The 14,971-nt window shown below is 70.0% G+C and carries 15 protein-coding genes; 5 read left to right on the top strand and 10 right to left on the bottom strand.

Annotated features, from left to right (window positions below; all coding sequences use genetic code 11):
* Nucleotides 1–3: 3 nt before the first annotated feature.
* Nucleotides 4–1,488, bottom strand: a complete 1,485-nt coding sequence (locus J2X21_RS12755) for a PAS domain-containing sensor histidine kinase (RefSeq protein ID WP_310328982.1) — start codon at nt 1,486–1,488, stop codon at nt 4–6.
* 235 nt (nt 1,489–1,723) lie between these two features.
* On the opposite strand from J2X21_RS12755, the gene J2X21_RS12750 reads away from it, so the two are divergent.
* The 5 genes from J2X21_RS12750 to J2X21_RS12730 all read left to right on the top strand — a co-directional run bounded on the left by J2X21_RS12750 (nt 1,724) and on the right by J2X21_RS12730 (nt 6,503).
* A complete protein-coding gene (locus J2X21_RS12750; protein WP_310328980.1) occupies nt 1,724–2,503 on the top strand; it encodes a DUF1521 domain-containing protein in 780 nt (259 codons plus the stop codon).
* A gap of 209 nt (nt 2,504–2,712) precedes the next feature.
* Nucleotides 2,713–3,822: a hypothetical protein gene (locus J2X21_RS12745; RefSeq protein WP_310328978.1), complete on the top strand. Its 1,110-nt coding sequence runs from the start codon at nt 2,713–2,715 to the stop codon at nt 3,820–3,822.
* Nucleotides 3,823–3,885: 63 nt separating this feature from the next.
* Nucleotides 3,886–4,536, top strand: a complete 651-nt coding sequence (locus tag J2X21_RS12740) for a hypothetical protein (protein WP_310328976.1) — start codon at nt 3,886–3,888, stop codon at nt 4,534–4,536.
* Between the two features lie 108 nt (nt 4,537–4,644).
* Nucleotides 4,645–5,934, top strand: coding sequence for a LysM peptidoglycan-binding domain-containing protein (locus J2X21_RS12735; protein ID WP_310328972.1), 1,290 nt, complete (start codon nt 4,645–4,647; stop codon nt 5,932–5,934).
* Between the two features lie 29 nt (nt 5,935–5,963).
* Complete coding sequence (locus J2X21_RS12730; protein WP_310328970.1) at nt 5,964–6,503, top strand: hypothetical protein; 540 nt, start codon at nt 5,964–5,966, stop codon at nt 6,501–6,503.
* Nucleotides 6,504–6,521: 18 nt separating this feature from the next.
* Here the strand turns inward: J2X21_RS12730 and J2X21_RS12725 are convergent, their stop codons facing one another.
* The 9 genes from J2X21_RS12725 to J2X21_RS12685 form a co-directional block, all read right to left on the bottom strand.
* The gene (locus J2X21_RS12725) at nt 6,522–7,244 is read right to left on the bottom strand and encodes a DUF6683 family protein (protein ID WP_310328968.1); all 723 of its coding nucleotides are present in this window, start codon (nt 7,242–7,244) and stop codon (nt 6,522–6,524) included.
* Nucleotides 7,245–7,299: 55 nt separating this feature from the next.
* The gene (locus J2X21_RS12720; RefSeq protein ID WP_310328965.1) at nt 7,300–8,796 is read right to left on the bottom strand and encodes a hypothetical protein; all 1,497 of its coding nucleotides are present in this window, start codon (nt 8,794–8,796) and stop codon (nt 7,300–7,302) included.
* Between the two features lie 140 nt (nt 8,797–8,936).
* Nucleotides 8,937–9,902, bottom strand: coding sequence for a TolB family protein (locus J2X21_RS12715; RefSeq protein WP_310328962.1), 966 nt, complete (start codon nt 9,900–9,902; stop codon nt 8,937–8,939).
* A 413-nt stretch (nt 9,903–10,315) separates the two neighbouring features.
* Nucleotides 10,316–11,044: a DUF6683 family protein gene (locus J2X21_RS12710; RefSeq protein ID WP_310328960.1), complete on the bottom strand. Its 729-nt coding sequence runs from the start codon at nt 11,042–11,044 to the stop codon at nt 10,316–10,318.
* Between the two features lie 99 nt (nt 11,045–11,143).
* Nucleotides 11,144–11,824, bottom strand: a complete 681-nt coding sequence (locus tag J2X21_RS12705) for a hypothetical protein (protein ID WP_310328959.1) — start codon at nt 11,822–11,824, stop codon at nt 11,144–11,146.
* Nucleotides 11,825–11,981: 157 nt separating this feature from the next.
* Complete coding sequence (locus J2X21_RS12700; RefSeq protein WP_310328958.1) at nt 11,982–12,689, bottom strand: DUF6683 family protein; 708 nt, start codon at nt 12,687–12,689, stop codon at nt 11,982–11,984.
* Entirely contained in the window at nt 12,686–13,324 is a 639-nt protein-coding gene (locus J2X21_RS12695) for a GNAT family N-acetyltransferase (protein WP_310328956.1), read from the bottom strand. The genes J2X21_RS12700 and J2X21_RS12695 overlap by 4 nt, the downstream gene beginning before the upstream one ends.
* Nucleotides 13,321–13,611: a FliO/MopB family protein gene (locus tag J2X21_RS12690; RefSeq protein ID WP_310328952.1), complete on the bottom strand. Its 291-nt coding sequence runs from the start codon at nt 13,609–13,611 to the stop codon at nt 13,321–13,323. Before J2X21_RS12690 ends, J2X21_RS12695 begins: the two co-directional genes overlap by 4 nt.
* Before the next feature lie 3 nt (nt 13,612–13,614).
* Complete coding sequence (locus J2X21_RS12685) at nt 13,615–14,823, bottom strand: EscU/YscU/HrcU family type III secretion system export apparatus switch protein (RefSeq protein ID WP_310328949.1); 1,209 nt, start codon at nt 14,821–14,823, stop codon at nt 13,615–13,617.
* Nucleotides 14,824–14,971 lie beyond the last annotated feature (148 nt).

Genomic DNA, 14,971 nt, shown 5'->3' with positions numbered 1-14,971 from the left:
GGTTCACCCCTGGGTAAGAAACAGCGAGAAGCTGCTGCCCTTGCCTGCCTCGCTGCTGAACACGATCTTGCCACCCAGCAGCTCCGCCAGCTTCTGGCTCAGGTGCAGGCCCAGCCCGGTGCCCTCCGGCGCGTTGGGGCGGGCGGTGTTGACGCGGCTGAACGCGGTGAACAGCTTGGCATGATCGGCCAGGGGGATGCCGACGCCGGTGTCGTCGACGCGGATCTCCGTGCGCTGCGGGCCCGCTGCAGAGGCCGGGACGACCCGCAGCGTCAGGCGCACGCCGCCCTGCTCGGTGAACTTGATGGCGTTGCCGGCGAGGTTGAAGACGATCTGGCTCAATGCCCGTCGGTCGGTCCGCAGGATGACAGGGTGGTCGGGCGCGCGCACGCTGAACTCCAGCCCCTTCTCCTGGGCCTGCGGGCGCAGCGTGGCCGCCACTTCGTCGAGGACGGTCTTGCAGTCGACGGCCTCGACCGCCAGCTCCACCTTGCCAGCCTCGATCTTGGAGACGTCCAGCAGGTCGTTGATCAGCGCCAGCAGGTGGCGGGCGCTGGTCTGCACGGTGCGCAGCTGCTTCTGCTGCTCGTCGTTCAGCGGCCCGGGCAGCTTCATCAGCAGCGTGCCGGTGAAGCCGATGATGGCGTTCAGCGGCGTGCGCAGCTCATGGCTCATGCCGGCGAGGAAGTGGTCCTTGGCCCGGTTGGCGCTGGCCAGTTCCTGGTTCTTCTCCTGCAGCGCCTTCTCGAAGCGCTTTCGCTCGCTGGCGTCGCGGATCGCGCTCATGACGAAGGAGCTCTCCTCCGTGCGCAGCGGGCTCAGGCTGATCTCGATGGGGAACTCGCTGCGATCCTTGCGCAGGCCGGCCAGGTCCAGCCCGGAGCCCATCGCACGCTTGCGGGGCTGCAGGAAATAGTTGGAGCGGTGTCCCACGTGGGCGTGGCGGTAGCGCTCGGGCAGCAGCGTCTCGACCGAGCGGCCGCGCAGCTCGCCGGACTCATAGCCGAACAGTCGTTCGGCCTGGCTGTTGGCGATGACGATGTGCCCGGTGGAGTTGGCCATCACGATGCCGTCGGGCATGGACTCCAGCAGATCCCGAAAGCGCGCCTCCATCAGCTTGGCGTCGCGCAGCACCTTGATGTGGGTCACGTCCTTCTCGGCGGTCAGCACCATGGCGGTGCCGTCGGAGGCATGCACGCGTCGAGTCGACACATCCACGTAGAGGAGTGAGCCGTCCTTGCGACGGCGCACCGATTCGTAGGTGCCGCCGCCCTGGGTCAGCGCCTCGGCCAGCCGCTGGCGCTGTTCGTCGACGCGGTCTTCCGGGATGACCAGGTCGTTCAGCGAGCGGTCACGCACCTCGGCCAGGCCGTAGCCAAAGATCGCGTCGGCACCGCTGCTCCAGTGCACGACATGACCCTGGTCGTTGAGCAGGATGAGTGCGTCCGGCGACTGGTTGGCCATCAGCGCGAGAGCTTCGTCTTGCATGGGCGCAATCCTCCCTGGATCCGCTGGTTTGGGCCATTACAGCAGTTGCGGCCCAGCTTGGCTATCCGCCACTCCGCCGGTGTTGTGAGGGCGCTAGAACTCGCTCCGCAGCCCCGCTTGCGGCCGCCCCTAGCTGCGGCTGCCCCGAATTGCGGACGGCCGCATCTGGCGCCGCCTCGCGCTTGCGAATGCAATGGCTGCGCGACCGAAAACCACCTATCTCCTGGAGCATCGCATGACCACGATTCAAGCCACGAGCACCACGTCGTTCAACGCGACGTCGGCCGTGAACTCGTCCAACCCCACCAACGCCAGCACGAGCGTCATCGGCGGGAAGGCGGTGTTCGAGAACGACAACTACCGCATCACCGCGGGCGACAACAACGAAGTCCACATCCTCAACAAGAACAATGGCGAGACCACGCGCATCTGGGGCGACCCGCACGTGGACATCAACGGCAAGCACGAGTTCGACTTCTGGGGCACCACCACCTTCGCGCTGGAGGACGGCACCAAGGTCACCATCGAGACCGTGGACGCCGGCAACGGCATGACGCTGGCCAGCAAGGTCAACATCACCAATGGCGACTACGGCGTGCAGATCAGCGGCGTGGACACCACCAAGGTCGGCGACCTGAAGGTCAACGAAGCCGCCGGCTGGGGCGAGGTGCTGGACTGGACGCACGCTGACGGCAACGTGCTGCAGGAGAACCCGGCCGGCAAGGGCTACCTGGCCGTGGACTCCAACGGCCAGATCCAGAAGGTCGACCAGGCGTACATCAACAAGACCGACCTGCAGCTGAACCCGGGCCTGGACCCGGCCACGCAGCAGCGCGCCAGCGAGTTCGCGCAGAACCTGCTCAGCGCATTCAGCGGCCTGCTGTCGATGACGTTCAGCGGCGCCTTCCTGGGTGCGCTGGCGGCGTCGCTGGATGGCGATGCGCAGCGCGCGCCGGACACCGCCACGCGAGACGCCAACCGCTTCTCGCTGACCGTGATCCGCCTGGAGTTTTGAAACCCCTCGCCCAGTCTTGCCTCGCTGAACGCGGGCAAGCCTGGTCGGTCTTGCAGACCGCGCAGCCGACAGAGCGGCTGCTCTTCGGCAGGCACAGCAAGTCCACAGGACTTGCCGTGTCCGGCCTCAGCCCCCGACGGGATGGCGATGCTTGCGGCCGCGGGCCGCAAGCATCGCCTGACGGGCCGGCTCACTGAAAGGAGATTTCCATGAGCGCACTTGCAGTTGATGCCGGTTCCGGCACCAGGTCGTCACCGGTCACCGCCCGTGACCCCGCCGCCGACGTGGTGGCGCGCGCCACCGATCCGCGCAGCGGACAACTGGACACAGAACGCCTGGCTGGTTGGGTCGTGGACGCGCGCCGGAGCGACCCGCAGCAGGCCGAGGCGGCGCATGCCGCCATCGAGCAGCAGCTGCTGGCCTCGGGCCGTCTCACCGAGCTGGGCCACTATCACCAGGACGTGCAACAGGCCGCGGCCCGCGACGGCATGCTGCCGGACGCGGTGCCGAACGGTCTGTGGGCCGCCGGCCAGACCTGGGTGAACCAGGGCGGCCAGGTGCTGCGTGACAACCCCATCCTCGTCAAGCGCTGGGAATCGACCACCAGCGCCTGGACGGGCAAGGGCGGTTTCACGCGCGGCCTGACCGACCTGCTCACCTCCAACGGCATTCAAGTCGGCCAGACGGTGCACGCACCGCCGCCCGGCTCGCTGAACGCGTCGTCGGGCGTGCCCTCCTCGGTGGCCAACAACACCAACGGCGCGCTGGCGCGCGACGCCATCGCCGACCGCTGGCGTGCGGCCGGCGCGCAGGTGCAGATCGAGGTGCCGGTGCAGGGTGGCGCACGCCGCATCGACGTGGTGGCTCAGCCACCCGCGGCCGACCCGCGCTATGCGCAGCGCATCGAGATCGAGTCCAAGGCCTACCGCGCCGGGCTGGACCCCGACATCCGGGGCCAGGTCGCGCGCGACGCCGAGGCGCTGGCCGCCAACCGCGGCATGCGCGGCGCCGGCCAGGTGCTGGAAGGCATCGGCAAGGTGGCCCGCCCGGTGGGCGTGGTGCTGGACGCGGTCTCGCTGACCCAGGCCTACCAGGCCGACGGCAACCGCATCGGCGAGAACACCGGCCGCACCGCGTCCGGCGTGGCCGACGGCGCGCTGGGTGCCTGGGGCGGTGCGGCGGCCGGTGCGGCCATAGGCACGGCGCTGTTCCCCGGCGTGGGCACGGTGGTGGGCGGCGTCATCGGCGGCATCGCTGGAGCCGTTGCAGGGGACGCCGGCGGGCGCGGCATCTTCGATACGGTAAAAGGCTGGTTCTGACCCCGACCGGCCCCTGACGGGCGGCCCAAAAGGTCGCCCGTCACCGCTTCAACGCTGCCAACGATGCTGAACCTGATCCAACGCTGGCTGGGCGGCGCCCGGCCCGGCTGGGACCTGAGCGACTACCCCCCTTTCGAGCTGCCGCACGCCGGCAGCGGCGCCGCGCTGAGCGACGCGCAGGCGCAGCAGAACCTCGCCTACTTCCAGGCCACGCTGGCGCCACGCCAGCGCGCGCTGCGCGACTGGCTGCTGGCCCACGGCGGTCCCGACGCGCAGGCGCTCGCCGGCGTGGAATACGCCAAGGCCCTGCAGGCCTGGGCGCGGGCGCACTGGCCGCAGCTGCCGGCATTTGCACGCCTGCCGGCACACAGGCCCTGGCCCGATGCCCCGCGCAGCGGTGACTTCATCGTCAACAGCCTGCTGGGCGACCTGGGCACCAGCCTCGGCGAAGCCATACGCCGCGCCAACGCACGCTGGCGCTGGGGCCTCGACATGGACATCCAGGATCTGGCCGACGACATGGCCACGTCGCGCCGCGTCGTGCTGCTCGCCGAGCTGACGCGCCCGGCCGAGCAGACGACGGAAGCCGTGCTGGACCCCGAGGCCTCGGTGTTCGGCGCGCACCGCTTCCCGGACTCGCCGGACTTCGTCTACCTGGACTCGTGGGCCACGATGGTGGGCGACGCGGTCGCCGGGCGGCACTACGACTTCTGATTGCGGCCAGCCGCAGCGGTCGCTCGCGCGAATTGCGGGCAGCAGCTGGCACGCTAGGCGCCGCGCGCATGCAATGGACCTCGACTCCCATTCGTCGAGGAACGACCCGTGCCCCAAGCCCTGGAATCCACCAGCTGGCGACCCGCCGCGTCACGACCACCCACACCGGGAGCCGTCTTCGCGCAGCGCGGCGACCGCCCCGCTGATGTCGCCCAGCGCTACGGCGTCGACGAGCACGCGCTGCTGCAGGCCAACCCCGGCCTGCAAGAAGACCAGCACCTGCTGCCAGGGCAGGGCATCCGGCTGCCCGAGGTCGAGGAATCGGGCCTCTCGCCGGCTGTGGCGGGCATAGCAGGCGCCGTAGGGCGCGAGGGCCTCGTAGGCGTGCTGCAGGGCAAGGCGTACGAGGCCGGCAGGCGTGCTCCGCAGCAGGCCTTCAGCGGCACGGTGTTGCGTTCCGTGCCAACTGCCCACGAGGGCGGCGTGCTGGACCACAACTTCGGATCACCTGGCCGCTACAACGCGCCCGGCCAGGGCATGCTGTACACCGCGCCGGATGCGGCCAGCGTGCTTCACGAGGGTGCCGCCATCACGCCGCTGAGCCTGACCCGTTACGACGCGAACGGCCATGTGGCCTCGACCGGCAAGGCGGCCGGTCTGGTGCGAGCCATGCCTGCCGACCCTCGTGCCTACGCGGATGGGCCGCTGGCCAAGACGGCGGGCGACCGCAGCACGCCGGCTGCAGGCCATGAGAACCCGCAGAAGAAGGCGGACGGCCCTATCGATCGCCTGCGTCAGGGCGCCAACGGCGCGCAGCAGGGCTACACGCGCGCCTCGTCCGCGCGCTATGGCGCGGCCGGAGGTGCGGCCGCGACGCTGATCGACGCGAGCCTGCGGGCGGGGCGTGGCGAGCAGGTGGCCGCCGCGGAGGTGGCGGGTGCCGTGGCCCAGAACACCGCACTGGGTGCGGCGGGCGCCAAGGGCGTGGATGCGCTCGCACCGAAACTTGGGCGCTTCGGGATGGTCAAGGCCGGCGGCGCGGTGGGCGCGCTCGTTCAGGCCGGCGTGAGTGGCATCGACAACGCCCAGGCCTACCGTGCCGGCCAGACCAGCGGCGCGCGCGCCGTGGCCAACACGGTGGTGGACACCGGCACTGCGGCGGCTGCGGGCGCCACCGGTGCCGCGGTCGGCGCGGCGGTGGGATCCATCGCGCCGGTTGCCGGCACGCTCGTGGGCGCGGTGATGGGCTTCGGTGTGGGCGTGGGCGCGCACTACGCCATCGGTGCCATCGACAAGGCCACCGGCATCACCAGCGCGGCCAAGGACGCGCTTGCGTCCGGCCTGCAGTCGGCGGGCGAGCGCGCGTCGAAGGCGTGGAACGCGATCAAGCTTTGGTAAGGTCTGCGGTCCTGCCGCTGACCGCCACCATGCCCGACCTGGACTTGCGAGCCCTGCCCGCCGAGCTGCAAGCCGCCTTGCACCAGGCCTGGCCCGACTGCCCCGAGGCACAGCGGCGAGCGCTGCTGGCGCCGCGCTGCTGGTCGGGCTGGCAGCCCACCTGGCCGGGCCGGGTGTGGGCGTGGGAACCCCGCAGGCGGTGGTTGCGGCCGTTCCGGGCGCGCGAGTACCGGGAGATCGCCGAGGCCTTGTTCGTCGACCATGTCGGCGACGTGCTGCGCAAGCACGAGCCGCGGCTGTTCGACCCCGCGCAGCCGTTCTTCGACACGCCGTGGACGCAGGCCCGCGTGCTGCTGCGCAGCCCGGAGCCGGCCGTGTTCAGCGACGCGGAGTTCTGGGCGATCGCGCAGCAGCTGTGTGGCGGCGACGTGGCCCACGCCACGGCCACCGCGGGGGACTGGGCGCAGGGCATGCGCGCGGACGGCGCCGTGCGCGGCTGGCGCCGCGAGGGCTGGCTGCTCAATGCCGTGGCCGTGCTGGAGTCGTCCGCGGCGGGCACTTTTCTCTGAGCGCGCCCCGTCGAAACGTCAGCGCAGGATCAAGCCCTGCGGGCCGATCTGCATGCGTTCGATGGACATGCCGAGTCCGGCTTCCAGGTTGGCCTTGGCCGCGTCGCGGAAGTGCTGCTCCTCGTTGGGGCTGGGCTTCTGCTTCAGGTGCTCGCGGTAGACGGCCATGAAGGTGCCCACCATGGCCAGTTGCTCGAACATCGAGCGCTTGGCCGCGGCCGTGCTCTGCGTGAACGCAGCGTTCTGCGCCAGCATGCCTTGCATCTGGATGACCAACGCCTTGAAGTCCGCATCGGGCACTTGCTGCTGCGTGTAGGCCGCGAAGTTGCCGGCAATGAACGCCGCCACGCCGGCGGCCACGTCGTTGGGCGTCAGGCCCAGCTGTGTCTCCAGCTTCTGCCAGAACAGGAAGGACTCCTGATAGGCCTTGTTCATCGCGGCCCGCTTGTCGGCGGGAAATCTCTGGGCCAGTTCGGCGGCGGACTGCGGCACCTGTGAAGGGCCGTTGACGACGATGGGCGTGCCGCCTCCGCCGAGAGCGACGGCTGGTGCCGCGGCAGCCGCGGGCTTGAGCGCGGCGGGAGCGATAGGTGCAGCGGTGGCGCCGCCGGCGGCCGGCTTGCCCAGCATGCCGCGCATCTGTTCGGCCAGGCTGAGCGACGGCGCGAGCTGTGCTGTCGCGGCGCCCGCTGCGAAGGCCAGGCCGACCGCCGCAAGGCGAAGGAGGGACAAGCGTGACATGGAATCTCCCATGCGGTGAAAGGTGAAGAGGAAGACGGGCTGCTTCAACGCGTGCTCACTTGTTCAGCCTGAGGCTGCCGCTGCCGACGTACACACTGGTGCGGTCGGCATTCACGGGAAAGCTCAGCAGCCGCTCCTGGCGACCGTCGTCGTAGTGCAGCGTCAGCACATAGCCGCTGAGCTGGTAGCGGCCGCGCCGGCTGGCGCCGTCGTCGGTCTTGCTGGAGCTGAAGGCGCCGCTGGTGCCCATGGGACCGGCCACCGTGCCGCCGCCGGTGCTGCTGCTGCCGCTGCCATCGCCGTGTGAGGATGCGGAGATGTTGGCTCCGTTGATGCCCGCCAGACTGCCCGAGGTGCCCAGCGAGCTGTAGCTGCGCTCGAAGCGGCCGTCCTTGGTGAACCGGATGCTGCGCTTGGATGAAATGCCACCAGCGAAGTAGCTGCCGGCAAACGAACTGCTGCTGAAGCTGCCCTCCAACCGCATGTTCTGTGGCCAGGGCTTGACGGCGTGATGCTGCTTGCGATCCCAGCCGCCGTCGGGGCGGCCGTCATCGTTCTGGTCCTGCACCTCGTAGGCGCCACTGCTGCCACGCCAGCGGCCCCACTGCTGCGGCTCCAGCTGCCGCGATGCGGCCACGTCCAGCTGATCGGGCGGCATGTCGGTGCGCCGGTAGGCGGTGCCGTCGCGCAGCAGGAACAACACGTCCTCTTCCCAGCTGCTGCCATTGACGTAGTTGCCCTTGCCGTGGATGACGATGGCGGCGATGTCTTTGTCCGCCAGGCCCTTGCCCGGCGGGCTCATCACGCGTTTCAGCACGACGGGCTTGCGCACCATCGGGGTCTGGGGCAGCGTCGAGGGTGTCAGGCCCGAGGCGTCGCTGACGAGCGCGGCCCTGGCCAGCGTGGATGAGTAGGTGTCCAGCGACGTCAGCAGGCCGCGCAGCACGATTTCGCGCCCCACCCAGGCCTCGGCGTTGAACCTCAGCATGACAGTGTGCGGGATGCGCCGGTCGACACTCTCCTGCACGAGCTGGAAATCGTCGCCGTCATCGCCCCAGCGCTGCACGCGGCCCTTCACGTAGACCTGCCCCAGGCGGCGTATCGCTTCCTCGTCGGAGATCGCGGTCCAGGTGCGGTCCTGCTGACCGGCCAGTGTGGGCAGCTGGCTCACGAGCAAGACCTGGCCTCTGGGGGTGCCCGGTGCGATGTCCGGCAGGCTGGGCTTGTGCGCCACCTCGGCCTGCACCAGTGCCTTGGCGGCCGCGTGGGCCTGGGGATACATGGCGCTGACATCCATGCCGGCGCCTTGCAGGTCCTGGCCCAGGCCGGCGCAGACCTTGTCGGGCGCGGCCTCGGCCAGGATGCGATCGCGCATGGGGTCGGTGATGGTGTCCCACGAAGGGATGCTGCTCCGGCGCCGCTTCACCGACAGCACGACGCTGCGCAGTGCCGCGAGCTGGTGGCGTTCGCGCCAGGCCACCCAGGCGGCCCTCGCCTGCGGCGTCGACGGCGCGCCAGCGTCCTCACAGGCCTCGATCGAGGCCTCGGTCATCACGTCCAGGCTGACAGCGCTGATCAGCTGGGAGATGGTGGCGGGGTCTGGCGCTCCCGGTGCGGCGGCTGCGCAAGCGGCCGCGAAGACCAGGGCCGGCAGGGTGCTCGCTGCCGGCGAGAGAGAGCCGCAATGCGGCCTCATGGCAGCCAGGATGCGGCGCCGCAGCTGGACAGCCAGGCCGTCTGGTTGTTGGCGGCCTTGACGCGCACGCCGTGCTGGACGTCCAGTGTGGGCCAGGTGATGGCCTCGCGCTCGGCATCGGCGGAGTACACGAGGATCTGGCTACTGCGGCAGCCTGTGGTGCCGCTGACCGTCTGCGGTGGCGGGATGTCGTCGTAGGGTGATGGCGGGAAGATCGGCGCGGTCTGCGTGGCCGACATGTCCAGGTGCACGACGACCCAGCGGCCGTCCGGTGACCAGCTGGGCGTCATGAACCAGAAGGTCAGCGGCGAGGTTTCGTCGGCGCGGGTGAGTCGGTGCAGCCGGGTGCCGTCGATGTCGGCCACCCACACGTGCCGGTCCAGGCCGCTGCCGCGCCGCTCCGTCCAGCTGAAGGCGACGCGGCGGCCATCGGGGCTGGCGACCAGCGTCGTCATGCCCGACACGAAGCCCTGCCAGTCGGAGGCCTTGTTGCTGGGCAGCGCCAGGCGTGCCACTTCCGTTTCGGTGCCGCTGGCGGGCGACGACACGATGAGGCGGTTCTCGACGAGGTAGGCGTAGCGGCCGTCCGGCAGCCAGGTGACCGGGTTCTCGATCAGCGAGGCGCCGGTCAGCAGCGAGCCTCGCTTGACGACGGCGCCAGTCTCGACGTTCATGACGGTGAGCTGAGCGTCCTCGGCCGCGTTGCGGTGGAAGGCCAGCGCCATCTTGCCGTCGGGCGATAGCAGCGGCGGGCTTTCCAGGCTTCCGGCGATCCGCCATTCATGGCGGGGCGCCGTGCTGGCGGCGTTGTCGAAGACGGCGATGCGCGCGTTGGGCCCCGCGTCGGTGGCGAGCTGGATGTCATTGACACGCATCAGCCGCGGCGACATCGCCGTCGAATGCCATTCGTCGCCATCGGTGGAGCCGGGCGCCTTCAGGCCCGAGGCGGGCAGCGCGCGCATTTCTCCGGTCCGCATGTCCACGACCGCAGCGCCCGGCCATGCCGAGTTCACCAGCAACTGCCCGGGCAGCGTCGTGTTCTGGAAGGTCTTGAAGGCCGAAGGCGGCGCGGGAGCGGGAGCCGGTGCAGGTGCAGGTGCAGGTGCAGGTGCAGGTGCAGGTGCAGGTGCAGGTGCAGGTGCAGGTGCAGGTGCAGGTGCAGGTGCAGGTGCAGGTGCAGACACGGGCGGGGGTACCGGCGCTCCACCGCCATCGCCGCCACCGCCACCACAGCCGGCCAGCGCGATGGTGCAGGCGAGCAGGGGCAGCAGCCGGTCGACGGCACAAGGGGAAAAGACAGCGGGTCGGGGGGCGCGGAGCAGTGTCATGGAGTGATCGGTAGGTAGGGGCCGGCCTGGCGGGGAGCGAGTGCCGTCTAGCGTGTGGCCGAGGCTTGCGAGATCAGGCCCTGGGGGCCGATGGCGACCTGGTCGGGCGGCACCTGAAGCATGCGGGTCAGCGTCTCGCCACCTTGCGTGCGCATGCGCTCGCGCAGCGCGTCGGCGCCGGGTGCGCGCGGGTTGCGTTGCCAGGTGATCTGGCTGCTCGCCAGCATCATGCCGGTGACGGCCAGGCTTTCGTAGGTGGTGGTGCGGTCGCCGTCGGACAGCGACTGCAGTGCCGCGCTGCTGGCCAGGCGCTCGCGCATCTGCGTCACCAGCGGCACGAAGTACTGGTCGGGGAAGGGCTGGTTGTTGTAGGCCATCCAGGCGCCGGCGATGCTGCTCGCGAGAGCCACGCCGAGGTCGCCGGATGGCAGGCCGAACTTGCGGATGACCTGTTCGTGAAAGCCCAGCGCCTGCCGGTACGCCGCGCCGCCGGCGGCGGCCTGCTCACGCGGCAGGCCCTGCGTCATCACGGCAATGCCCTGGCCGTTGCTCTGCGCCAGCGGCAGGCTGCCGGGGCGCTTGTAGCGGTCCTTCAGCGGCTGGTTGTCCCAGTGGTGCAGCGTCTTGTTGATGTTCTCGTGATACCGCTGGTTGGCGATGACGTTGATCGAGACGTTGTGCGGGATCTCGTAGACGTTGACGAAACCCTGTGCCAGGCCATGGACCCCACAAGTGCCAACGGCAACCGCCAGGGTTGCCTGCTTGAAACGCGTCATGTGCTTCTCCGGTGGTTTGTATATCGACATCAGCTCACGACCGCTCCTCGTCCGGGCCTGCGAAAAATGGGGCGGGCCCACGCCCGCCCCATCACTTGCTTAGCCCTTGCGAGCGGCTTGAGACAGGCCTTCACCGATGGCCTTGATGGCGCCTGCGAAGGCGTTCTGCATCAGGCTGAACATCTGGCTCGTGCCTTGCATTTCCATCGTGGCTTCGGCGTTGGCCTTGGCGGCCTCCTTGCCTTCGCCGCCGGCGGTGCTGGCGATCTTGTCGCTCAGCTCGACCATCTTGGACGCCTTCTGGCCCAGCGCGCTGCCCATGGCCTTGGCCAGGGCCTCCAGCCAGCTGCCGCCCTTGGTGGTCTTGCCACCGCCGACGCTGCCGCCCTGGCCGTCGTCCTGGTTCTCCAGGTTCTGCTTGACCAGCTTGACCAGCGCCTGGGCGAGGTCGTTCTGGAAGTCCTTGAAGTTGTCGCCGACGAGCTGGCTGGCCTGCTGCGAAGCCTCGGCGCTGACCGGCTGCTGCAGGCCGCCGATGATGCTGTCGATCTTGGACTTGACCTCGTCGGCCAGGAACTTGGGCATGCCGTGCTCTTGCTGCAGCGTGTCGACGGCCTGCTTGGTTGCGTCGCCGATGGCCTGCTGCAGCATGTTGCCGATGGCCTGGCCGATCATGGCGCCGATGGGGCCGCCGAAGATGCCACCGACGATGCCGCCCACGGCGCCCAGGATGCCGCCCGAGCCACCGCCGCCCAGAACGCTGCTAACTGCTGATCCCATGTTGATCTCCAAAAGTTTGAATCGCGGCACCGGGCCGCTGGGGTTGCTTGAAAGAGTGGGAGCATCTGAAGGCGGTGGCGACTGAAGAAAACACCGGCTTCGCTGCGTGTCTTGTCGGCAAGGTCTGAATCAAACTCTGCGGCGTTGACGGGTTGGATTACAGGGCGTCGGGTCCGGCCTGCCTATATGCGGCTGCTCCTAATTCGTCGGGCGCGGCGCTAGGGCTGGCCGCAGTCGGCATCTCCTGACGGCCCAACGCAGCTGACAGCGCGGGCAGGTCCAGGCCGAGCTGGCCGCGCAGGCTGTTGCGCGCCATCCAGACGGCCGAGGCCTGCTGCGCCTTTCCCTGGCGGCTGGCCTGCACGGTCCACTCGCCCAGCGCCACGGCCAGCATCGCGAAGCGCTCGAACGCGTCCTGGCGCTGCGCGAGAGGCGCGTCGTCCCACGGCATCTCGTCGACGACCCAGGCCTCCAGCCAGCGCGTGGTCGCCTGCCAGCGGGTCGCGTCGAAGGGCTGTTCGTCCAGCGCCTGGCGGCAAGCGCCCAGATAGGCGGCCAGCGCGCGGCCCAGGTCGTCCTCCGTGTCGTCGCTCGCGAGGTGGCTGCGGTAGTGGTCCAGACACCGCTTGATGAGTCCGTCATGCTGACCCGGCTGGCCCACGCCCAGCAGCTCGGTCATCGCGCCGCCCAGCTGGGCGGTGTGCAGCGGGCGCGCAGGCAGCCGCCAGCGCGAGCCGGGGCCCACCATCGCGGTGTGCACCGTGTCGGCGAAGGGCGCGTGCGCCAGGCGCGACTTGGCGACGGCGCGGGCCAGGGTCAGGCCCAGGGCCTGCTGCCACGGCAGCGGAGAGGTCTTGTGGTTCATGGCGGTGGTGAGGTTGGAGAAGCCGTTCCGCCACGTTGCAGGCGCAGTCGCTGGCGGGGTGTGAGGGAGGCGACGCGCGCCCATGTCGGCGCGTCGAGCGCATGGAAATCGGAGGGCTGGCCTTCGTAGCGCGCGCGGCCGCGCGGCGTGAAGCCCAACGCGCGCAGGCAGGCCGCGGCGCTGTGGTTGTCGGGGTGGCAGATGCCCCAGACCGTGCGCCGGTCCAGGCTGCCGAACGCATGGCGCAGCAGCACCTCGCCGCCGCTGAGGCTCAGGCCGCTGCCCCAGTGCGCGGGCGTCAGCCGGCTGCCCAGTTCCACGTCGCCGGGCTGGATGGCCAGGGCTTCGGTGCCGGGGCTGGCCTGCAGCGGCATCAGGCTGAACCAGCCGGCAAAGCGTTCGAGCCCGCCGCTGCGCGCCGCGCAGCGCCAGATGCCCAGGCCGGGGTGGCGCCGGTAGAAGCCACCGAGGCAGGCCGCGAAGTGCTCGGCCCAGGCCGGTTCGTGCAGGGGCTGCGCATCGGGCAGCAGCGCACGCACGCGGGCATCCGCATGCAAGGCCTGGATGTCGGCCGCGTCGGTGGCGGTGAACTCGCGCAGCGACAGCTTGCCGCAGCGATGGGCAAAGGCGCTCATCGGTCGTCCCCGGGCTTGGTCCCAGGCAGCGGCCAGCGCGCCAGCAGGTTGATGCCGCCGGCGGTGACGCCCAGCATCCAGCGCTCGCCGGCGTGGTCCATCAGCACGACGCGTTCGCGCGTGCCCACCGGCAGCGCGCGCACGAACAGCAGGGCATCCGTACTGCGCGCCGGACCCATGCCGCGGTCCTGCAACCGCCGCCAGCCGCGCAGCAGCAGATAGGCCAGCATCAGCACGAAAGCCAGCGCGACGACCGTGCTGGCGAGGTTGAGCATCAGTTCCGTCATGGGTCAGGCCGGCGCCGCGCGGGCGTCGATGTCGGGGTGGCGGGTCAGGTCCTCGCCCGGCGCGGGCCGCGAGCGCGGCGGCTCGGGCGGCACGTCGGCACGGCGGTGCGGGTCGGCCTGCGCGGCCTCCCACTTCAGCTGCTCGCGCACGCCGTCGGCCCAGATGATCACTTCGGCCAGCACGTCGAACAGGTCGGGCGGCACGACCGCTCCCTCCTCGCAGCGCGCCAGCAGCTCGCGGGCCAGCGGCACGTTGCGCACGATGGGCACGCCGGCTTCCTCGGCGGCCTCGCGCATCGCCCGGGCCACGTGGTCCTCGCCCTTCGCGCTGACGGTGGGCACCGGGCAGCGGCCGGGCTCGAAGTCGATCGCGATGGCCACGTGCGTGGGGTTCACGACCAGCGCGTTGGCGCCGCGTGCCGCGCTCGTCTGGTTGCGCTGGCTCCATTCGGCGTGCGCCTGCTTGCGCTGCTGCTTCAGATGCGGATCGCCTTCGCTCTCCTTCATCTCCTGCTTGATGTCGCGCATGCTCATGCGCAGCTTCTTCGTGAAGCGGTGCTTGGTCCACACGGTGTCCAGGAAGGCCACGCCCATGAAAACGCCCACGGTCCAGGCCAGCGTCGTGACGGTGGCCTCCCACACCAGCGCGCCGAAGTGCTGCACCGGCCGGTCGCCGCCGGCCGCCAGCCGCATCGCGTCGGGCAGCAGCACGAGCGCGACCACCCAGCCTATGCCCAGCAGCAGCGTGGTCTTCAGGATGCCCTTCAGCAGCTCGACCAGGTTGTCCAGCGAGAACATGCGCTTGATGCCCTCGGCCGGGTTCAGGTGCTCCATCTTGGGCGCCACCTTCTCGAACGCGAGCACCGGCCCCGCCTGCAGGTACTCCACCAGCGTGCCCAGCGCCGCCACAGGGATCATCAGCAGCGCCACCAGCAGCACCGCCAGCTCCACGCTCTGCCAGCCCAGCAACGCCGCGACATGGCCGAAGCCTTCCGCGCGCCAGCCCGCCGCGATGCGCGTGAACATCGCCTCGCACAGCGCCGCCGCGCGCTCGGTGCCCAGCTGCAGGCAAAGCGCGCCCATGACCAGCCAGGCCAGCAGCGTGGCCGTGCTCGTCAGTTCCTTGCCCTTGGCGATGTCGCCCTTCTTGCGGGCGTCCTGCAAACGCTTGTCGGTGGGCTTCTCGGTTTTGTCGCCGCTGTCGTCGGCCATGGCTCCCTAACACCTATTACTAGGGGGTGCGAAAGTTGATTGTGAAAACTTGTTGACGGCTTCGTGGCCATACCTATATCTAGGGAGGCCATTCACCATGCAGTTAGCAGGGTTGCGACACGTCGTGGGACCGAACGATGCCCGGTCC

This window comes from Roseateles asaccharophilus, assembly GCF_031458115.1.
Classification (GTDB): Bacteria; Pseudomonadota; Gammaproteobacteria; order Burkholderiales; family Burkholderiaceae_C; genus Pelomonas; species Pelomonas asaccharophilus_A.
Note: the sequence above shows the minus strand (reverse complement) of the source record. Positions and strands in the feature narration are given on the sequence as shown.